General features: G+C 38.8%; 18 protein-coding genes. 14 read left to right on the top strand and 4 right to left on the bottom strand.

Translation table 11 applies throughout. From position 1 onward, the window contains the following. Window positions 1–72: 72 nt before the first annotated feature. Entirely contained in the window at window positions 73–723 is a 651-nt protein-coding gene (locus M3234_RS29560) for a LysM peptidoglycan-binding domain-containing protein (protein ID WP_262305357.1), read from the bottom strand. A 209-nt stretch (window positions 724–932) separates the two neighbouring features. Between M3234_RS29560 and M3234_RS14250 the strand changes: the two genes are divergently transcribed. Then, window positions 933–2,525 carry a C40 family peptidase gene (locus M3234_RS14250; protein ID WP_262305356.1) on the top strand — a complete coding sequence of 531 codons (1,593 nt, stop codon included), beginning with the start codon at window positions 933–935 and terminating at the stop codon, window positions 2,523–2,525. Between the two features lie 127 nt (window positions 2,526–2,652). On the opposite strand, the gene brnQ is transcribed toward M3234_RS14250, so the two are convergent. Together brnQ and trmL are read right to left on the bottom strand one after the other, a co-directional pair. Next, window positions 2,653–3,987: a branched-chain amino acid transport system II carrier protein gene (brnQ, locus tag M3234_RS14245; RefSeq protein WP_262305355.1), complete on the bottom strand. Its 1,335-nt coding sequence runs from the start codon at window positions 3,985–3,987 to the stop codon at window positions 2,653–2,655. A gap of 184 nt (window positions 3,988–4,171) precedes the next feature. Further along, window positions 4,172–4,642: a tRNA (uridine(34)/cytosine(34)/5-carboxymethylaminomethyluridine(34)-2'-O)-methyltransferase TrmL gene (gene trmL / locus M3234_RS14240; protein WP_262305354.1), complete on the bottom strand. Its 471-nt coding sequence runs from the start codon at window positions 4,640–4,642 to the stop codon at window positions 4,172–4,174. A 173-nt stretch (window positions 4,643–4,815) separates the two neighbouring features. Here trmL and M3234_RS29310 point away from each other — a divergent pair, with 173 nt between their 5' ends. Continuing rightward, window positions 4,816–4,938, top strand: coding sequence for a hypothetical protein (locus M3234_RS29310; protein ID WP_285858458.1), 123 nt, complete (start codon window positions 4,816–4,818; stop codon window positions 4,936–4,938). Between the two features lie 79 nt (window positions 4,939–5,017). Here the strand turns inward: M3234_RS29310 and M3234_RS14235 are convergent, their stop codons facing one another. Further along, entirely contained in the window at window positions 5,018–5,185 is a 168-nt protein-coding gene (locus tag M3234_RS14235; RefSeq protein ID WP_396953953.1) for a hypothetical protein, read from the bottom strand. Between the two features lie 1,070 nt (window positions 5,186–6,255). Between M3234_RS14235 and M3234_RS14230 the strand changes: the two genes are divergently transcribed. From M3234_RS14230 to M3234_RS14175, 12 genes are all read left to right on the top strand, one after another. Then, complete coding sequence (locus tag M3234_RS14230; protein WP_262305353.1) at window positions 6,256–6,678, top strand: carboxylesterase family protein; 423 nt, start codon at window positions 6,256–6,258, stop codon at window positions 6,676–6,678. Next, window positions 6,632–7,273 carry an ABC transporter ATP-binding protein gene (locus tag M3234_RS14225; protein ID WP_311315657.1) on the top strand — a complete coding sequence of 214 codons (642 nt, stop codon included), beginning with the start codon at window positions 6,632–6,634 and terminating at the stop codon, window positions 7,271–7,273. Before M3234_RS14230 ends, M3234_RS14225 begins: the two co-directional genes overlap by 47 nt. Before the next feature lie 92 nt (window positions 7,274–7,365). Further along, window positions 7,366–8,496: a serine hydrolase domain-containing protein gene (locus M3234_RS14220; RefSeq protein WP_262305352.1), complete on the top strand. Its 1,131-nt coding sequence runs from the start codon at window positions 7,366–7,368 to the stop codon at window positions 8,494–8,496. Between the two features lie 47 nt (window positions 8,497–8,543). Then, window positions 8,544–9,287, top strand: a complete 744-nt coding sequence (locus M3234_RS14215; protein ID WP_262305351.1) for an SDR family oxidoreductase — start codon at window positions 8,544–8,546, stop codon at window positions 9,285–9,287. A 77-nt stretch (window positions 9,288–9,364) separates the two neighbouring features. Next, window positions 9,365–10,225 carry an AraC family transcriptional regulator gene (locus M3234_RS14210; protein ID WP_262305350.1) on the top strand — a complete coding sequence of 287 codons (861 nt, stop codon included), beginning with the start codon at window positions 9,365–9,367 and terminating at the stop codon, window positions 10,223–10,225. 30 nt (window positions 10,226–10,255) lie between these two features. Further along, window positions 10,256–11,476, top strand: a complete 1,221-nt coding sequence (locus M3234_RS14205; protein ID WP_285858457.1) for a CaiB/BaiF CoA transferase family protein — start codon at window positions 10,256–10,258, stop codon at window positions 11,474–11,476. 205 nt (window positions 11,477–11,681) lie between these two features. Next, window positions 11,682–12,998 carry an extracellular solute-binding protein gene (locus M3234_RS14200; protein WP_262305349.1) on the top strand — a complete coding sequence of 439 codons (1,317 nt, stop codon included), beginning with the start codon at window positions 11,682–11,684 and terminating at the stop codon, window positions 12,996–12,998. A 64-nt stretch (window positions 12,999–13,062) separates the two neighbouring features. Next, window positions 13,063–13,938, top strand: a complete 876-nt coding sequence (locus M3234_RS14195) for a carbohydrate ABC transporter permease (protein ID WP_262305348.1) — start codon at window positions 13,063–13,065, stop codon at window positions 13,936–13,938. A 24-nt stretch (window positions 13,939–13,962) separates the two neighbouring features. After that, window positions 13,963–14,847: a carbohydrate ABC transporter permease gene (locus M3234_RS14190; RefSeq protein WP_262305347.1), complete on the top strand. Its 885-nt coding sequence runs from the start codon at window positions 13,963–13,965 to the stop codon at window positions 14,845–14,847. Between the two features lie 36 nt (window positions 14,848–14,883). Next, entirely contained in the window at window positions 14,884–16,686 is a 1,803-nt protein-coding gene (locus M3234_RS14185; protein WP_262305346.1) for a sensor histidine kinase, read from the top strand. After that, complete coding sequence (locus M3234_RS14180; RefSeq protein ID WP_262305345.1) at window positions 16,598–18,211, top strand: response regulator transcription factor; 1,614 nt, start codon at window positions 16,598–16,600, stop codon at window positions 18,209–18,211. The genes M3234_RS14185 and M3234_RS14180 overlap by 89 nt, the downstream gene beginning before the upstream one ends. Before the next feature lie 81 nt (window positions 18,212–18,292). After that, on the top strand, window positions 18,293–19,201 hold the full coding sequence (locus tag M3234_RS14175) for an ROK family protein (protein WP_262305344.1): 909 nt from the start codon (window positions 18,293–18,295) through the stop codon (window positions 19,199–19,201). Window positions 19,202–19,231: the final 30 nt, after the last annotated feature.

The raw sequence follows: 19,231 nt of genomic DNA, 5'->3' as shown, positions 1-19,231 counted from the left end.
AATAAACTGCTTGCTCTTTTTATTTTGGTCCGGAAAAAAGCTGTCTGATTTTTTAAAACGGATTGAAATTCATTAATAAAAGGCCTGGATCAATGTGAGCCAGGCCTTAATAACTGCCGGCGGCGTTACAGTTGTTGTTGGCTCCACGATTCTTGGAATTTTCATTTTTTGCCCGATCGAAAGGAAGTCACTCGAAAGCTGATTGTAGGAGCGAGTGCTATCCACGGTCGTGTTAAACTTCCTGGCAATCTGGGTCAGCGTGTCTCCGACAACGACTGTATATGTATAATAGGGCAGATTTAATGCCTGTCCTACATAAATTGTGTCCGACGTTAACTTGTTTACCGTTTTAATATCCTTCACTGTTACATTAAACTTTTTTGCAATAACGAATAAACTATCACCGGCCTGCACTTTATATACATCATATTGTCCTGTCATCTCCACTTGGCCTGCAGCAGTCGTTTCCGCGCCTGCTTTTAAAGCGTCTGCACCGAAATAAATGGTTGTGATTAAAAAGGATCCAACCATCACCTTGGCGGCTGTAATATGTATATATGGGAATTTGTCCTTAATTAATTCATGGATTTGTACCTGGAGAGTTGCTTTACTGGAAGAGGAGGGCCTTAGCTCATTAGCAAACTCCTCCAAATGTGGATCAAGGTAAACCACCAATGTAAATCCGCTACGATCCGGGATTAATTCATATTGTCTTATGTCCACTAAACCACCTCAAATTTGTAAATTCCTTTGCTATTATTTCTTGAAAAATTCTATTCATTCAGAAGAGGAAATAAAGTGGCTATATTGAGCCTTTAGACCTATGTGAACCGATTGGTAATATGCGGTAAAAACCTCTTTAAGGTTGTAATCAAAATTTTTTCGAGAAGAATATACAGACACTTTTAATGAGGCAAAGGAGAAGGCTATACATGGAAAACATTCAAAGCTATGAGATAAAGAAGATCGCTCCCGATCGGGATGAGTTTGAATTTATCCTCCACCTTGATGGCCAATTTACGGAGTTTGCGACTGAATTAGGGACCGTTCCGAGCGAAAAAAAGGATATTACCGCTTTGGCAAAGCAGATTATAAAGGATAAGTACCCGTATTTAAAGGTAGCCGCTATTAAAGTGATCCTCGGAGGGGTAGCCATCACTACAATTCCATTAACTACCCATTCATCCACTGCCCATGCGGAGGATTCAAATGGTAGCGCTCCTGCGCAGACGGCGCAGGCAGACTCGATCTATTACCATGTTTCAACTGGAGACACATTATGGGGAATCTCCAAGAAATTCGGGATAACGGTTGATGATATCAAAAGAGCAAACCTACTAACAACGGATATGTTGAAAGTAAATCAGCTTTTGATTATCCCTATGGCTTTTCATACGGTAGGCACAGGGGATTATTTAACGGTGCTGGCAAAAAAATACGGAACGAGTGTGGCGGGAATTAAGCAGGCTAATAACCTAAAGAGTGATGCAACATTTATTGGTCAAACCCTGATTATTCCCATAATAATCGGGGGAGGGACGGCCAATGGACAGGCCCAGGCCGCAATTCAGACACCTCCCCAAGACAAGACAGTTTCAACCCATACGGTTGCTGCAGGAGATACTTTGTGGGGGATATCTTCAAGGTATAAAATAGATGTCGATACCTTGAGGAAGGCTAATCAATTACAAAGCGAGATGCTGCCTATCGGTCAAACCTTAATCATTCCAACGACCCAAACAGGCGTACCGACTCCGGCCGTTCCATCCGAGCCCGCCAAAACAACAGGAACGGAGTATACCGTTGTTGCGGGAGATACTTTGTGGGGACTATCTTCAAGATATAAAATAGATGTCGATACCTTGAGAACGGCAAATCAATTACAAAGCGATTTCATTAAAGTGGGACAGGTATTAAAAATCCCAACAGCTCCGGCGGTCTCCGCACCAACACCTGTGCCAACCACAGCACCTGATCAGGTATTGGCAGCGGTTCAAAGGAATTTGCAAATTCTCGGGTATTATTCCGTTCCCGCGGTGACAGGAAGATATGACGACCCAACAACGGAATCCATAAAGAACTTCCAAGCGGCATATGGTCTTCCGATAACAGGCAAACTTAATGAAGCTACGAATACAGCAATTAACCATGCAGTCGTTAAAAAGAAGTTGATTCAAGACACAAATAACTATCTCGGCGTTCCTTATTTGTGGGGAGGAGTGACACCAAGAGGGTTTGATTGTTCAGGTTTTGTCTATTACATGTTTAATCAGCATGGTGTCAACATGGCACGTAATACCTCAGCAGGGTTGTATCAAACCGGGACAGCCATCGACCGTGCTCGGCTGCAGCCTGGAGACTTGGTTTTCTTTGCCGTAAATACATCTGGAACCATTTCTCATGTAGGATTTTACATAGGAAACAACCAATTTATATCAGCAACTAACTCAAAGGGGATTGACGTTCAACCATTAAATGTCGGGTATTGGGCTAAATATTACGTCGGGGCGAAAAGAGTCTATTAGCTAAGCCTAAAAACCGTGGATTTTGGTAACTTTCTGTATAAAAAATAGAGCAGCCCATCTCATGGCTACTCTATTTTTCATATTTTCTTCTCAAAAATATAACAGGCAATGCGGTCGGGCTCCAAGGTTATGCGGCATTCTTTTCAGCCATTACTTCCTTGCGTTGGACCGTTTGGAGAATGCTTCCTATGGCTAATCCAATTAATCCGGGAATCACCCAGCCGAAGCCCTGAGTTTGCAGGGGGACAAGTGCCAATAATTTTGAATACGAACCATGGAAAAATGTCGAGTTAAAGATATCCAATATGCTGAATAATCCAACCATGGCAATAGTCATCACATAGACCGGCCGACCGCGATATGGTAGCACATCATGGGAAAGTCCCAGCATGATTAGGGTAATGGCGATTGGATACAAGAATCCAAGCACCGGGACAGACACTTTTAAGATTTGCGACAGCCCCATGTTGGCAGCAAAACCGCTCGCCAAACAAAGGATGATGGCCCATCTGATATACGATAATTTTGGAAATACACTTGAAAAATATTGGGCACAGGATGTGATTAATCCGATGGAAACACTCAGACAAGCCAAGGTAAAAATAATTCCTAAAACAATCGTTCCGCCTTCTCCAAACAACTGTACCAAAACCGTACTTAATACATTCGCTCCATTATCCACTTTATCCGGCAACGAGGCAGATGCTCCAAGGTAGGCAATAATCACATAACAGAACGCTAACAGCAGGCCACTCACAAGTCCAAATCTGACCAAATAGTTTACTTGTAATGACTGCTTTGTTATGTTTTTGCTTTTAAAAATATTGGCAAACATAATGCCATAGAGTAATGGACAAAGAGCATCCATGGTTTGATATCCATCTAAAAATCCCTGTGAAATGGGATGGTCTTTATAGGAGAAAGACGCTTCTTTAAATCCAGGTAAATCTGTAAATAACGCTTTGATCAGCATAATGATAACTAAAAGTAATAAAGACGGTGTCAGAATTCTGCCAAACCGGTCGATTAATTTAGATGGTGATTTGACAAACCAAAAGACCAAAAAGAAAAAGACAACGGTATATACCAACAGACCAATCGGTGATGAGGTTATTGATTCTGGTAAAAAGGGTTTTGCACCCATTTCATATGACAGACTTCCTGCCCGCGGGATGGCAAGTCCCGGTCCGATTGCTATATAAATCACCATTGGAAACAGAAAAGAAAAAGCCGGATGAACTCTATTCACCAAAGCCTCAAACGTTCCTGCTTTGGCAATCGCGATAAAGCCTAATAACGCAAGGCCAGCATCGGAAAAGATAAAACCTGCCACAGCAAGCCAAACATTTTCGCCGGCAACATGCCCCAAATAAGCCGGGAAGATCAAATTTCCAGCTCCGAATAACATGGAAAACAACATAAAGCCAATAAACAGGATTTCCTTATTCGTTAACCGATTCAAGCCTTAAACCTCCATTGTAAATATTATATTAAAATAACATCTTATTCTATCAAATATTTATCCAAAATAAAATAAGAAAAAGTCGGGTGGGACAATAAAAAATAAACTAGAGCTCGGAACTGGAAAAAAGGGCACCCCGGTAGATGTGCCCTAAATTTTTGCTTAGAAGAGTGTTTAGATTATGCTATTTTAAATTGGGAAATGCTTGCTGGCGCATAGCCTCATACACCAATATTGCCGCTGTATTTGAAAGGTTCAGCGAACGAACATGATCATTCATAGGGATTCTCATAAAGTGATCTTTATTATTATTGAGCAAATCTTTTGGCAGGCCTGTCGATTCTTTTCCGAACATGAAATAATGTTCCTTTGATGCATCACTAAAATCAAAGGATGAATGTGGTTTTTCACCAAACGTTTCAATATAGTAAAACTCACCTTGATTTTTTGAGAAAAAATCATCCAATGAATCATAATACGTCAGGTTTACAGAATGCCAGAAATCTAAACCTGCTTGTTGGATCATTTTTTCATCCGTGGAAAAGCCAAGCGGCCGGATTAAATGGAGGGCTGTATCGGTCGCGGCACAGGTGCGTGCAATATTTGCCGTATTAGCGGGAATTTCTGGTTGGTATAGTACAACATGTATTGCCAAGACTGGTCACCTCTATCTTTATTTTACCCTCCAAATTATAGCATAAGGCAGCCAATATTAAGGAAATCAAGAAAGCTTTTTCTTTATTGTGTCAACATGATAAATGTATAGTATGAAAAAAACAAGCTAAACTAATTTTGCGAATGTAACAAGCTTCCTGGGGTGGTGAAGACATGTCAAAGAGGAAGAATGACGAGTTGAAGAAAAATCCTGCGATGCCAAAAACAGATGTGGAATTTGCGAATAGTGGACTTGAAAGAGTAGCATTACAAGCACAAGAGAGAAAAAAGAAATAGCCAGAAGAAAAGGGCACACCAGCAAAAGTGCGAGTGTGCCCTTAGTTACAACTGCTTTTACTGCAACCACTGATTTATCCTAGTTTGCAACACGTTTCTTTTCCTCTTGGTCCTTTGATTGATAACCATTAGCCCAAAATTCAGCATTCTTGATTCCTAAATTTGTTGAATTAAATTCTGGGTCTTTACCTTGCTTCAATTGCTCTTCATAATCCTTTAAAAAAATATTCGCTTGTTTCAACAGCATATTGTGTGTAAGCAGGCCCAGTCTCTACTCCTTTTAGCCAAAACTCCAGTTTTTTCATTAACAGTATGGAATCCTTGCTCAACGGAATATTGCTCATTCCATTTTTCCAGGATACTGATGTAATAGTCCCCAAAAATATTCCCTTAATTCCAATAGCGACCCTCCGATAAATAGGAAGCCAACATTCCAAATAGATCCCCAGCAGAAAGTCTTCATCATCCAAGAAATGCTTCAATTGAATGTTTCTCTATAAATTTATAAATCAACAAAATCAAAAGTTACAATACATCAAAAATAAAGTGAATAACTAGTAAAATCTAAATGATAAATCCATATTCTAGCTAAAATAAAGAGGTGTGGGCAGGCATTGGTATATAAATGAACAAGTAATATTTTACGTAAATCTTATTCGGAATTATTGATTAATATATATCAATTTTATTGTTGACTTAAAAATATAACACATGTTATATTGTTGTTAAATTAGTCAGATTATTTAAAAAAAGTGGAAAAATTAAAAAAATAAAACTGGTTAATATAGGATAACTGATGATAAAAATTGTCATATATTATCCAGGTGTTTTAACGCTTTAAAGGTGGTGATTTATTTGTAAGGTTTACATTTTGATAAAAATTATTATCTCTAATTGAAAAAAATAAAACCGCTTTAAGATATGACAACTTCCGTTTGCTCTATTAGTTACGCTAAACAACAATGAAACGAAGTTGTAAGAAATAGATATACATACACATCTAGCCGGCCCCCTTATTGGTAAATGGGCATGGAGATACAATCAGAAAAAAGAAAGCGATTACTTGTATTCTAGCAAGATTGAAAAATGGAAGATAAATGTTCCACTTTTGTTATTTTTAATGTAATAGAGGGAGTAAGATGTCTGTCATTTTGGCAAAAACCCGCTTCGGTTTGGTAGAAGGAATAAGAGAAGAAGAAGTTACTGTTTGGAAAGGTATACCTTATGCAGCACCCCAATTAACACGCTCGGATTTCGTCCGCCACAAGAACCAGAATCATGGGCAGGGGTGAGAGCAGCCAAGGAGTTTAGTTCGCCATGCCGATTGCAAAAGGGCTTTACCATAAAGCCATCCTGCAAAGCGGTACGGCCAGATGTAAGGTATCAGCTGAAAAAGCTAAAAAAATGACGGAACAGCTGCTCGCTCAACTTCAGGTGAATCTAGAAGACTTGTCAGCATTAGAGACGATTCCTGCAGAAACGATCCTACAGGCCATTACCATTTTTCCACGAACAGCATTCGGCCCTGTTGGAGATGACGTCATCATTCCCGAGCAGCCAGAAAAAGTGCTGGAGGAAGGCTATGCAAACGATATTCCGGTATTAGTCGGTACAAATAAGGATGAATCACTCCTTTTTACTCATTTTGATCCGATCTGGGAACAAATGGATCAAAGTAAGTTAAAACAGATCTTTGAACTTTCCTTCCAGCCTTCTAAACCCGGTACACCCGATTGGTAGACAAATAGCGGAATCGATTGTTCTTCATAAAAAAGTTAGCTATAAAGAGGCGAAAAAAACAGGGGGACAAAGACAAAGAATCGGGATCGCTCGCGCCCTTGCCTTACAGCCAAAATTGATTGTCTGTGATGAGCCCGTTTCCGCATTAGACGTATCCATTCAAGCCCAAATCTTAAATCTATTAAAAGAGATTCAAAAAGATATGGGTCTTTCCTATCTATTTATCGCTCACGGGATTCAAGCGGTCAAGCATATTAGTGATAAAATTGCCGTCATGTATTTAGGTAGAATAGCAGAATTGGCCGAAAAAGAGGCGCTATTTGAAAACCCGCATCACCCTTATACCAAGGCGTTATTATCAGCCGTTCCCTTACCTAATCCAAAGCTGCGGGATCGAGAGCGGATTATTTTAAAAGGAGACTTGCCAAGCCCTGCAAACCCTCCAACAGGCTGTCGTTTTCATACACGCTGCCCTGTTGCAATGGAAAAATGTAAGAGCCTTGATCCAAGTTTAATCCAAACCTCAAAGAATACTATAACAGCTTGCTTACTATTTGAAGATGAAGGTTCTACTGAAAATAAGATGATTATGTAGCTTGTATTAAAAAGTAACGAAGGTGAAGTCGGCGGGAGCGAGATCCCATCTTCCCACCTTCAAATATTCCTAATAATTTTCGGGAGGAAAACATGGCAAATTTTGATGTGCTTCGAAACTTTATGGACACGGTACCCGAGCTTGGTGTTTCAGGCATTGATTGTATTGTTTATAAGGATCATCAGTTGATTTTCCGCTATGCGGCGGGGTATTCCGATATTGAAAATCGTATTCCGATGAGGCAAAAGGCTCTCTATAACATATATTCAGCCACAAAAATGATCACCTGCATTGCCGCCTTGCAACTTGTCGAGAGAGGAAAGATTCTCCTCACCGACCCTCTTTATATATACTTGCCGGAATTCAAGGATATGAAGGTCAAAAGTGGAACCTTCGTCATCAAACCGGCAACCCGGCATATTCGCATCGTTGACCTGTTTACCATGTGCGCAGGTCTCAGCTACGAACTGGATACTCCGGAAATGCGGAAACTGATGGCCGATACCGGACGAGATTTCAATACTCGGGATTTCGTACAGGCACTGGCAAAGGAACCTCTTCTATTTGAACCGGGTGAAGGCTGGAATTATAGCTATTGCCATGATGTACTTGGGGCTGTGATTGAAGTCGTTTCCGGAATGTCGTTTGGAGAATATTTAAAGAAGAACATTTTTGACCCTCTTGGAATGGAGGATAGCGGTTTTTCCGTACCGGAGGAAAAACGTGAAAGAATTGCTCCTCAGTACCAGTATAGCTATGAAACAGGCTCGGTTGTACGGGTAAGCAGTGATTGTATTGGTGCTGCCGGATTAAGGCACGAAAGCGGTGGCGGAGGACTGATAACGACTGCAGAGGATTACATTTTATTCGCTGATGCCCTCGCCTGCGGGGGCATTGGGAAAAATGGCGCCAGGATTATCAGTGAAAATACCATCAATCTCATGCGCAGAAACCAACTTAAAGGCAAATGTCTTAGCGATTATCGGGAAATGGTCGTGTCCGAAGGGATCGGATATGGACTGGGTGTGTCCGTGGCAATGGACTCTGCGGCAGCACTAAGGCTTGTTCCTGAGAACTCTTTCTCTTGGGGTGGTCTCGGCGGGGTGCAGGCGTTGATCGATCCGACCAACAGGCTTTCCTATTTTGTGGCGCAGCATACCTTATATTGCCCTAAGCAACTGTTTGAGCATAAAATGCTGAACATTCTCTATTCCAGTATATAAAAAATACCTAGCTTCATTGAACTATTTCGTCTACGGGAGGAATTATTATGGGGAAATTGTCAGGAAAATACGCGATTGTAACTGGTGGTGGAAAGGGGATCGGTGAAACAATCGTCAACCGCTTTTTGGTGGACGGTATTGAAGGAGTTGCAGTACTTGAATATGATGGAAAGCTCCTGGAACAATTGATTTCGGACCTTGGTGAAGTCGGAGATAAAGTTCTGCCTATTCAATGTGATGTATCAAATGAAGCACAAGTAAAAACTGCTGTTGCTCAAGCTGTGGAACGTTTTGGCTCGGTTGACATCCTTGTCAATAATGCTGGTATCACAAGAGATAGCATGTTTCACAAGATGGCTGATGATGCATGGGATGCTGTTGTAAATGTGAATCTCAAGGGACCCTACCACCTTTGTAAATACGTCATACCGATCATGAGAAATCAGGCTTATGGAAGAATCGTCAACATCTCATCGGTATCTGCATTTGGTAATGCAGGACAAGCTAATTACGCCGCCTCAAAAGCAGGGTTAATAGGATTTACAAAAACGCTTGCGAAGGAAGGCGGGCCCAAAAATATTATAGTGAACTGTGTTGCTCCTGGATATATTGAAACGGACATGTACAACAATGTTCCTCAAGAAATCATCACGGAACATATGAAGCTAATCCCTTTAAGAAGACTTGGACAACCGAATGAAGTTGCCAGCGCTGTATCGTTTCTTGCCAGTGATGATGCAAGCTTCATATCGGGTCAGTGTCTCATTATAAGCGGAGGGGCTACAACTTGATGAACTTGTTTAGAGGAATTTGAGAGGAGAGTAAAGAAATAGTATAATACTAAAATATTTTTAAGGTGATTAGATAAATGAATAAACAAATGATCAATATACTTTGGCTTGCTAAGAGTGAATATCCGTTAGGCAGCAGTCTTCAGCCTCATAAACATGAATACTATCAGATTTACTATTGTATAAGTGGAGAAGGCGATTTTATCGTAGGAAATGATACCGTAAAAATGGGGCGGGGGATGTATCTTTTTACAAGACCAAATGATATTCACGGCATATCCAACACCCGAGATGTAGATGGTAAACCTTTACGAATGTTGGAAGTAAAGTATGTTGTTTTCGATAATGAGTTTCAAGAAAGTCTAAACAGGATTCCAATTGTGTGCCAGGGGTCCAATCAGATTGAAGAAATGCTTGAGGTCGTTTTTAAAGAAGGAATTGACACACTTCCTTGGTACCTAGAAATAGCAACGCATACATTTATAGCTGCGCTCTACTATATGATTCGTTGTCAAAAAATTGAAATATCGGCAAATCCTCATAAGTCAAAAGTGGTGGAACAAATTAAAGAAAATATCCTAGAAAATTATAAGAATGAGATTTCTTTGGACTACCTTGCACAGTTTGTTGGTCATAGCAAAAATTATATTTGCAAAACATTTAAAGAAAATACTGGTATGACAATTAATCTCTTTCACAATAAAGTACGAATTGATAAAGCCGCGGAGTTACTGGTTAACTCTAATTTGGATATAGCCGAAATTGGCAGTAATGTGGGATACAATAACATCTATCATTTTATTAAGACGTTCAAAAAAATTGTCGGTACGTCTCCTGGGAACTTCCGCAAAAACGAACTCAGTGGCAAAGCGCTTGTGAGTTCTAAAGTTAGGGCGATTGCAACGATTCCTGCTCAGCAAACGAGGAATGATGTATAGAAATGAATTTATTAAAATGAGGTGGCATTTATGACTGTTCTATCTGGAGTAAGAGTGTTGGATTTAACCCATTATATTGCTGGTCCCTATTGCAGCCAAATGCTTGCTGATTATGGTGCAGATGTCATAAAGATTGAACGAATAGAAGGGGAAGTGGGAAGAACCTCGTCCCCGATGGAAGATGACGTCAGTTTGTATTTTGCCTCGGAAAATCGGAATAAGAGAAGTATTTCATTAGACTTGAAAAGTTCAAAGGGGAAAGAAATTCTTCACCGTCTAGTAGAAACGGCAGATGTTTTAGTTACGAATTATGGTTCCAATGTACCTGAAAAATTAGGATTTGGTTATGATACTATTTCTGCTATTAATCCTAAAATTAGTATGGTGCATATTACTGGATTTGGAACGACTGGCCCTTATCGGGATTATGGAGCATATGATGGAGTCATTCAGTCCATGAGCGGATTAGCGGAATTAACAGGACATCCTGATGGTCCGCCGACCTATGTTGGATTTTTTATTGCCGATCATATTGCAGGTTTGCAAGCGACATTAGGGACGATGTTAGCTTTGTTTCATAAAGAAAGAACAGGAAAAGGCCGCATGGTGGATATAAGTATGCTTGATGGAGTAGTTTCATTATTAGGCTTTAGCATCGCTGAAGCGAAACTACATGGCATCAAACAACAACGGTGGGGAATGAGTGACCGTTTTCAATATTCGAAAGCATTCCCGACAAAGGATGGGTATGTATTTTTGGGAGCCTATATTAATGCCCCAGAGAAAAAGTGGATTGAGTTGGCTAAGCTAATTGGTAAAAGTGAATGGGGTCAAAGTGATTCGCCATTCTTCCACGAAAATGGAAGGTTCAAAAACAGAGAAATTATGGATCAGACGATTTCGGAATGGACGATTAAACATACAAAAGAGGAAGCCTTTCAACTTTTACAACAAAAGGGAATCGCCAGTAGCCCGGTCAATAATTTAGAGGAGGTCATAAATAATCTTCAAATCCAACATAGAGAAATGATTCAAACTCTAACGACTGATGGTATTGATGTGCCGGTTCCCGGTGTTGCGATTAAAATACAAGGAAATCCAGTAAAAGAGTTTACCCTCCCTCCAAGTCTAGGTGAACATTCAGAGGAAATTTTAGCGCAAATGGGCTTTTCCGATAAAGAAATAGAGCATTTCATAAGAAACAATATAGTAAAAGGTGGAACTAGTAAAAGTCATTTGAATGTAAATTAAAAATATAAGACTTATTAAATGATAAGCGCAAAGGTAAAGATCTTCAATTACCCCTAATTTTTATCTTTTAAATTTTATTTACTGAATATTGAATAATGTGTGGAAATTTAGGATATTTTCTTAGATTTTTCGGATTATCAATATTTTTGAAAGCGGGTACAATTACCAATGTAAGCGTTTAACAATTGGTAATAGGGGGATAAAAATGTTGAAAAAGATGAAATCTCGCAGCTTTTTAGTCATGATGGCCTTTCTTTTGGCTTTGATGACTGCATGTTCTGGAAAAGGAAGTGACCAAGCTTCTGGTGATAATAATGCTTCGGCGAAAGATGGGAATAAAATAGAATTGACATTTTGGAATATTTGGACCGATCCTTCTCCGCAAATTGAAGCAAGCAAAAAACAGGTTGAAGCGTTTATGAAAGAGCATCCCAATATTGTGATAAAGCAGCAAAATATTCCACATGATCAATACAAAGTAAAGGTGAAAACTCAGGCTGCCGGCAAACAGCTTCCTGATTTAATTCAAGTTTGGCCAGGAGCTGAACTTAAACCACTAGTAGATGGAAAATTGATACAGCCAATCGATGATATGCTAAGCCATTGGAGTGATTTGCTTCCTGAAGAAAAACTTGGTGACTATCGTATGAACGGAAAACAATATGCACTTCCTGGAAGCATTACACCAACAAGTCTTGTTTATTATGACAAAGATATTCTGAAAAACGTCGGTTATGATGAATTTCCTAACACATATGAAGAGTTTAAGAAACTAATTGCAAAGTTAAACGACAAGAAAATTATCCCAATCGCTCTTGGAAACAAAGCACAATGGATATTACAATCTTCTTATATTAGTACGATTGGGGATCGGTTAACAGGTGATCAATTCTTGTCATCTGTTTTGGATAGCGGCGACAAGAAATTTACCGATGAGAAGTTTATACAAGCTGTTAAGGTTATAAAAGAACTAGCTGATTTGAAGGCTTTTAATGAAGATTTCAACTCCATTGATAATGTACAACATAGGGATCTGTTTGTATTGGGCGAAGCTGCCATGATGATTGACGGTGCCTGGTCTCTTGGACCACTATTAAAAGATGCTCCTGATAAAAATGTAGGTATTGCTGTATTCCCTAAAGTAGAAGGCGGCGAGGGTGACCCAGCGGCTGTATCTGCTGTAAGCGGTACAGGAATTGCACTCAATAGTGAGCTAAAGGGTGAAAAATTAAAGGCCGCACAAGAATTCTTTGAGTATTTCTATTCTAAAGAGTATTTTACTGAATTATTGAAGGCGAATGTATTGGTGCCAGCCAATATTGAGCCTCCAGCTGGTATAAGCCCATTATTAAAAGAAGTATCTAAGCTAGTTAGTCATAAATTAGTCCCTGTTTACGATGCAACGTTACCGACAAATGTAACAGATATTCTAAACACCGGGCTACAGGAAGTAACCTTAGGAACGATGTCTCCGGAAGAATTGGCTGAAAAACTCCAAAAGGCAGTAGATAAACAAAAATAATCCATGGGGTGGAAATCGAGGAATGGTGATCCTTGATTTCCTCCTTATTTAAGGAGGGAAGAGCATGCACATCTTAAGTCGAAATAAATGGCCAATATTTATTGGGCTGGCTCCTGCCCTGGTCATATATTTGCTTTTTGCCATCGTACCGATTATTATTTCCTTCTATTATTCTGTAATGGACTGGGATGGATTTACGGATATGAAATTTGTCGGTTTAGAAAATTTCCGGGAAGCCCTAACAGATCCTATTTTTTGGTCATCCTTAAAAAATAACTTATTGGTTGTGGCCGCGTCTGTCTTTGGACAGATACCGATTGCTTTATTTTTTGCATTGTTGTTAAATAGAAAATTAAAAGGCGGAAAAATTTTCAGAACATTGGGTTTTATGCCTGTTGTCATTTCAACTGTCATTATTTCACTTGTCTGGGGGATGATGTATAACTCAAGACGAGGTTTATTCAATAAGCTGCTGGAAGCAGTCGGTTTAGAGAACTTGGCGCAAAATTGGCTTGGAGACCCAAAATGGGCGATGATTTCTGTTTGTATTACGATGGTTTGGCAATTTGTAGGCCTTTATTTAATTATTTTCCTGGCGGCATTGCAAAATATTCCACAAGAAATTTACGAAGCAGCTGAAATCGATGGTGCCTCAGAAATGAAAAAAACTCGCTATATTACCCTCCCAATGATGAGGAACTCCATTATTGTGGCAGTTATTCTTTGTATTAGCGGCAGTCTTCGTACGTTTGACCTCATCTATGTTATGACATCAGGTGGACCGGGACATTCAACAGAAGTTCTGGCTATGTACATGTTTGATCAAACGTTCTCTTCAACTCGATATGGATATGGAAGTGCCTTATCTTTATTTATCTTTTTCTTTAGCTTGCTTTTGGTGTATGTATCTACCTTAGTATTAAAAAGGAAAGAGACGTAAAGGGATGGAAAGGAGGAGTTTTAGTTGGAGCAAACCGTCTATGAAAAACAGTCAACTATATCTTTGCATGAAAAACAGTTAAAGGTTCGAAAATACTCAAAGAAGTCGATCATTTATCTATTGTTGGTAATCTATGCATTGGTTAATGCCTACCCTATTTTTTGGATGTTCTTAAACTCGTTTAAGGGAAATGTTGAAATTTCCCAAAATCCTTTTGGTTTTCCGATTCAATGGGTATTTGAGAACTATAAGATTGCTTGGGAAACAGCAAAATTAAATACCTATTTTTTTAATAGTCTAATAGTTTCGTTTGTATCCGTTGCGATTACAGTATTTTTGGGTGCTCTTGCGTCGTATTTCTTGGCAAGATTTACGTTTAGGTCAGGAAAAATCATGTATTCTTTTTTTATTTTCGGACTACTGATTCCGATCCATGCAACATTAGTCCCCTTGTTTTTACTAATGAAAAATCTGGGATTATTAAATACACATGTTGGTTTAATTCTTCCCTACATTGCATTTAATCTGCCAATTACAATCTTTATATTAGTTAGCTTTATGAAGAGTTTTCCTACTGAAATAGAGGAATCGGCAGTGATGGATGGCTGCGGTGTTTTTAGAATTTTTTGGTCGATCATTTTGCCAATGACGAAACCTGCTTTGGCAACCGTTGTCATTTTAAATTTTATTCATTGCTGGAATGAGTTTTCGTTTGCTCTAGTCCTGCTCAATGATGAATCATTAAAAACATTGCCATTGGGATTGGCTAATTTTGCGGGACAGTATACGACAAATTATGGAGCGCAGATGGCTGGATTATCACTAGCCATTATCCCAACCATTATTATTTATTTGCTTATGGAAGAACATCTTGTAAAAGGGATGACGGCAGGAGCAGTAAAAGGTTAATCGTTTTATTAGGATGATGAGAGAGAGGATCTAAGTATGCTGTTCGTGTTTTCTGAATGGAAACTTCATTGGAAATTTCTATTTATATTTATCATTCTCATCATATTGCCAATGCTCTGTTTTAGCCTTTATATCTATTCGCAGGCTAATAAGGCAGTACAGTTACAGGCCGTCCATAATATGAAAAGCCATCTTGAAAAAATCGACCAGAATATTTCTGCCGTGGCGTTTGATATAGAGGACATCTCTTCCTATATGATTTACAGTAAAGATATAAGGGATTTTTTGAATACCCCCAATATTCCTGAAAATCGCACGCGATTAAATGAGCTAGAAAATCATTTTAAGGGATTTGCTACATTTCATCTCACCTCAAAGATGTACCTAAACTCCATTTCCCTTGAGAGCAATGATGGAAATCAAATAGATATTGGAATCCCTCTGGGAAAAAACAATGAGGAAACATGGAATCGGAATGCCATTCAATTGAGAGGTAAAATCTATTGGAGTGGAGTCTATCGAATACAGGATTACTGGGGACGAGAATATAAAGTGCTTAGTTTATATCGTGTCATTAACGATATCAATGATTTTACCACTCCTTTGGGTACGGTAACGATCCGATTGGATGCGGATAAACTCTACCAATTAATTGATATCGACTTTCGTAAATATGGAGAAATATTTGTATTAAACCAAAACGGAACCGTTTTGCTTCATCCTGATTCCAATTATATGGGATCTTCCTATCCTGATCCTATGATTAAGACAGAAGTCCAGAAAAATCATGTGCAGCCTGAAATTTTTGATTACTCAAAAAATGGTGTGGAATATAAAGTGATTACAGAACCTGTCGAAGGGACAGATTTTGTTGTTGTTGGAATGGTAAATGAATCAACTGTTGCGGAGGGAATTATCCCAATCCAAGACTCCATCCGAATCATGACAATCGTCCTAACAATGTTAGGGGTTATAGCGTTACTAGGGTTCTATCACTTTCATATTAAGCGTATACAGGATTTAGCTAAGCAAACTCAACAAGTAGAAAACGGGAATTTTTTAGCCCGTGTCGATGTGAAGTCGAAGGATGAAATCGGTTTATTGGGATTACAATTCAATAAAATGGTAGAAAGAGTAAGGAACTTGATTGAAAATGAATATCAGATGGTGATTCGGAACCGAGAATCAGAACTAAAATTGTTACAGAGTCAAATTAATCCACACTTCCTTTATAACACACTGGATATGATTCGATGGACAGCAAGATTTGAAAAAGCGATTGAAACAAGCAAATTAATAGAATTACTGTCCAAAATGTTTCGGATTAGTTTAAACCAGGGGAAACCATGGGTCTCTCTTAGAGATGAATTAACCTACAGCCAAAGTTATCTAGAATTGCAGAAAAGGCGGTTGGGGGGTAAATTACATTGTATTGTTTATTATGATTATGAAGTGTTAGAGGCTGTTGTTTTAAAGCAAATCATTCAGCCGTTAATAGAAAATAGTATTACGCATGGCTTTGAAATTAGGCGTTCAAATTGTGAAATCTATATTCGCTGCTATCGTGAGAATCAACACTTGGTAATAGATGTTATGGATAACGGAAAAGGTTTCCCCACAAATGATTTCAGCAGTTTCATTCAGAAAGGATATGCACTGCAAAACATTCAGGAAAGACTAAATTTGGCGTTTGGTGACAACGGGAGTATTACCATAAAAGAAAAGGATTCTCCGGGAGCTTGGTTGAGAATTGTGCATCCGTACATTGAGAGTACGGTGGAAGGGGAAGTTTCAAAAAAAGAAGGTGATCCTCATAAAACTAAAGTTGTTAATCGTTGATGATGAGCCAATCATATGTCAAGGTCTGATGCAGACGGTACCTTGGAATCAAATCGGTGTAGAAGTTGTGGGATCAGCATTTGACGGTGAGGAAGCTTTGAAAATGATTAAAGAAAATAGGGTAGATTTGGTTCTCTCAGATGTAAAAATGCCTGTAATGGACGGATTGTCATTGTCAGAGCATCTCCATAACCACTTTCCGCATATAAAGATCCTCATTATCAGTGGTTATGGAGAGTTTGAGTATGCGAAACGGGCGATCCAATATGGTGTAAAGGATTATCTGCTAAAACCGGTTGATATTGACGAATTGATGAAAATTATTTCAGACATTCAAGCAGAAATGATCCTTGAAAAGAAAAATGAATTTCGATCTATCTTAAGGCAAGTTGAATATTGGTCGATAACGGGAAAAGACACGCAGCTTACTCATATACCCGTTAAAGATCATTTGTCTAGCAGGTATTGCTTAATAGGAAGCGAAATAAGGGACTTTTCGGAAACAGTGATGCCCTTACATGAAACTGAACAGCAAATACTTAAAAATAAGTGGGTTAGCTTGTTTGAGGAAAATCTTATTGAAGAAGGGATTCTCGCCGCTTCTGTATTTATAAGTGAAAACCGTTTGGTGACGTGTTGTAAATTTTCTGAAGAAGAACAGCCTGATTTTCATATTTTGGGTAAGATTGTAAAAAATGTTGAAAGACAGCTGGAGAAACCGATCTATCTATGTCTATCATCTTGTTTTCAATCGCTTAATGAAATAAACAACTATTTTCTGGAATTACTTACTGCCCTGAAGGCACATCCCTATATGAATAGAACCGTATATACGGCTAAAGAGATCCTGCCAACTTTAGGACCAAAAATCCTGGATTCGGACATGTTTGAAAAAGGATTAAAGAAGGTATGGGAAAATGATGAAGTGCAACTTCAACAATTTGCTGAAGATTTATTCACCCATTTTAAAGAAAATAAATGGTCCTTAGAAGATGTCGTGACAGCATTAAAGCAGCTTGAAAAAAAGCTGTTAAGCGAATTCCAGGTAATCAGGAAATCCAGCAGGGTCAATCAAATAAATGTAACGGTTTATAATTCCTACAATCAAATTAAAAAGGTGTTTCTTGAAGATTTAAAGGAATATGTTTCATACCGGCAATCGATTGTTAATGATGGTCAGAGATGGCTAGTAAAGAAAGCAATCGCCTATATCAATGAACATTATTCAAGTGACCTAAAAGCGACTGAAATCGCTGATGTGATTAACGTGTCTCCGAATTATTTCAGCCAATTAATTAAACAAGAAACAGGAAAGCATTTTAATGACTATTTGCATGATGTGCGGGTCACTAAAGCAAAAAGCTTATTAAAAGAAACACCTTATAGAATTTTCGAAGTTTCAGAAATGGTAGGTTACAAAGATTATAAATACTTTGTTCAAATTTTTAAAAGAGTTACTAAGCTAACACCTACACAGTATAGAAATATTGCAGCAGACGCCATTTCAACTACGCTGCATGTGTAAACGCTACATTATTCCTTTAATAGGGAGAATGATGTACAGTAGTACAGTTTCGGTCCTTTATAAAAATCAGGGAGGAAAGAGATGGATACATACCTTGCTATTGATATTGGCGGGACATTTATTAAGTATGGAATCGTTTCGGAAAACGCTGAAATTCTAGAAAGTGGGAAAGTGAAAACACCAAAAACTTTAGAAGAACTGCTAATGATTATTGAGAAACTTGCCCAATCCCACGGTGATGTTAAAGGAGTTGCCGTAAGTTCCCCTGGTGCTGTTTCAGATGAAGGAGTCATTTATGGTTCCAGTGCACTGCCCTATTTGCATGGACCGAATATAAAAGATCTGCTAAAAGCACGTACATTGCTTCCTGTTTATATGGAAAACGATGCAAATTGTGCTGGATACGCAGAGGTATGGAATGGTTCAGCAAAAGGAAAAAAAGATGTGATTGTAATGGTAATTGGAACAGGAATTGGCGGCTCTGTTTTCAAAAACGGGGAATTACATAAGGGAGCGAATCTCCATGGTGGTGAAATTGGATACATGATATTGAATGGCGAAGTCCAAGGCAACTATGATGTATGGAGCAGATTGGCTTCTACTAAAGCCCTTGTGAAAAATGTGGCTAAAGCGAAACGAATAGATAGTGACTCCCTCAGCGGTGAGCAGATTTTTCAACTGGCAGAAGCTGGAGATGTAGATTGTTTGGCGGCTGTCGAAAAATTTTATCATTTATTAGCAGTAGGGATCTATAACTTGCAATACATTTATGATCCTGAAGTGATCGTCATAGGCGGAGGAATCAGTGCAAGAGATGATTTAGTTACTAACGTTAACCAGAAATTGGATGAGATATTGGAAGCTATCAGTCTTGCAAAAATCAAGCCAAAGATTGCCGCGTGTCAGTTTCGCCAAAATGCAAATATTTTAGGAGCGGTTTATGGTTTCATACAGTCTTTTGAGAGAGGAAATAATCGATTAGAGGTATGAAGGAAAAAAGTACAGTCCAAAAAGAGAGGA

The organism is Neobacillus niacini, assembly GCF_023715785.1.
Lineage (GTDB): Bacteria > Bacillota > Bacilli > Bacillales > Cytobacillaceae > Neobacillus > Neobacillus niacini_E.
The sequence above is the reverse complement of the archived record's forward strand: the minus strand, read 5'-3'. Positions and strand labels throughout refer to the sequence as shown.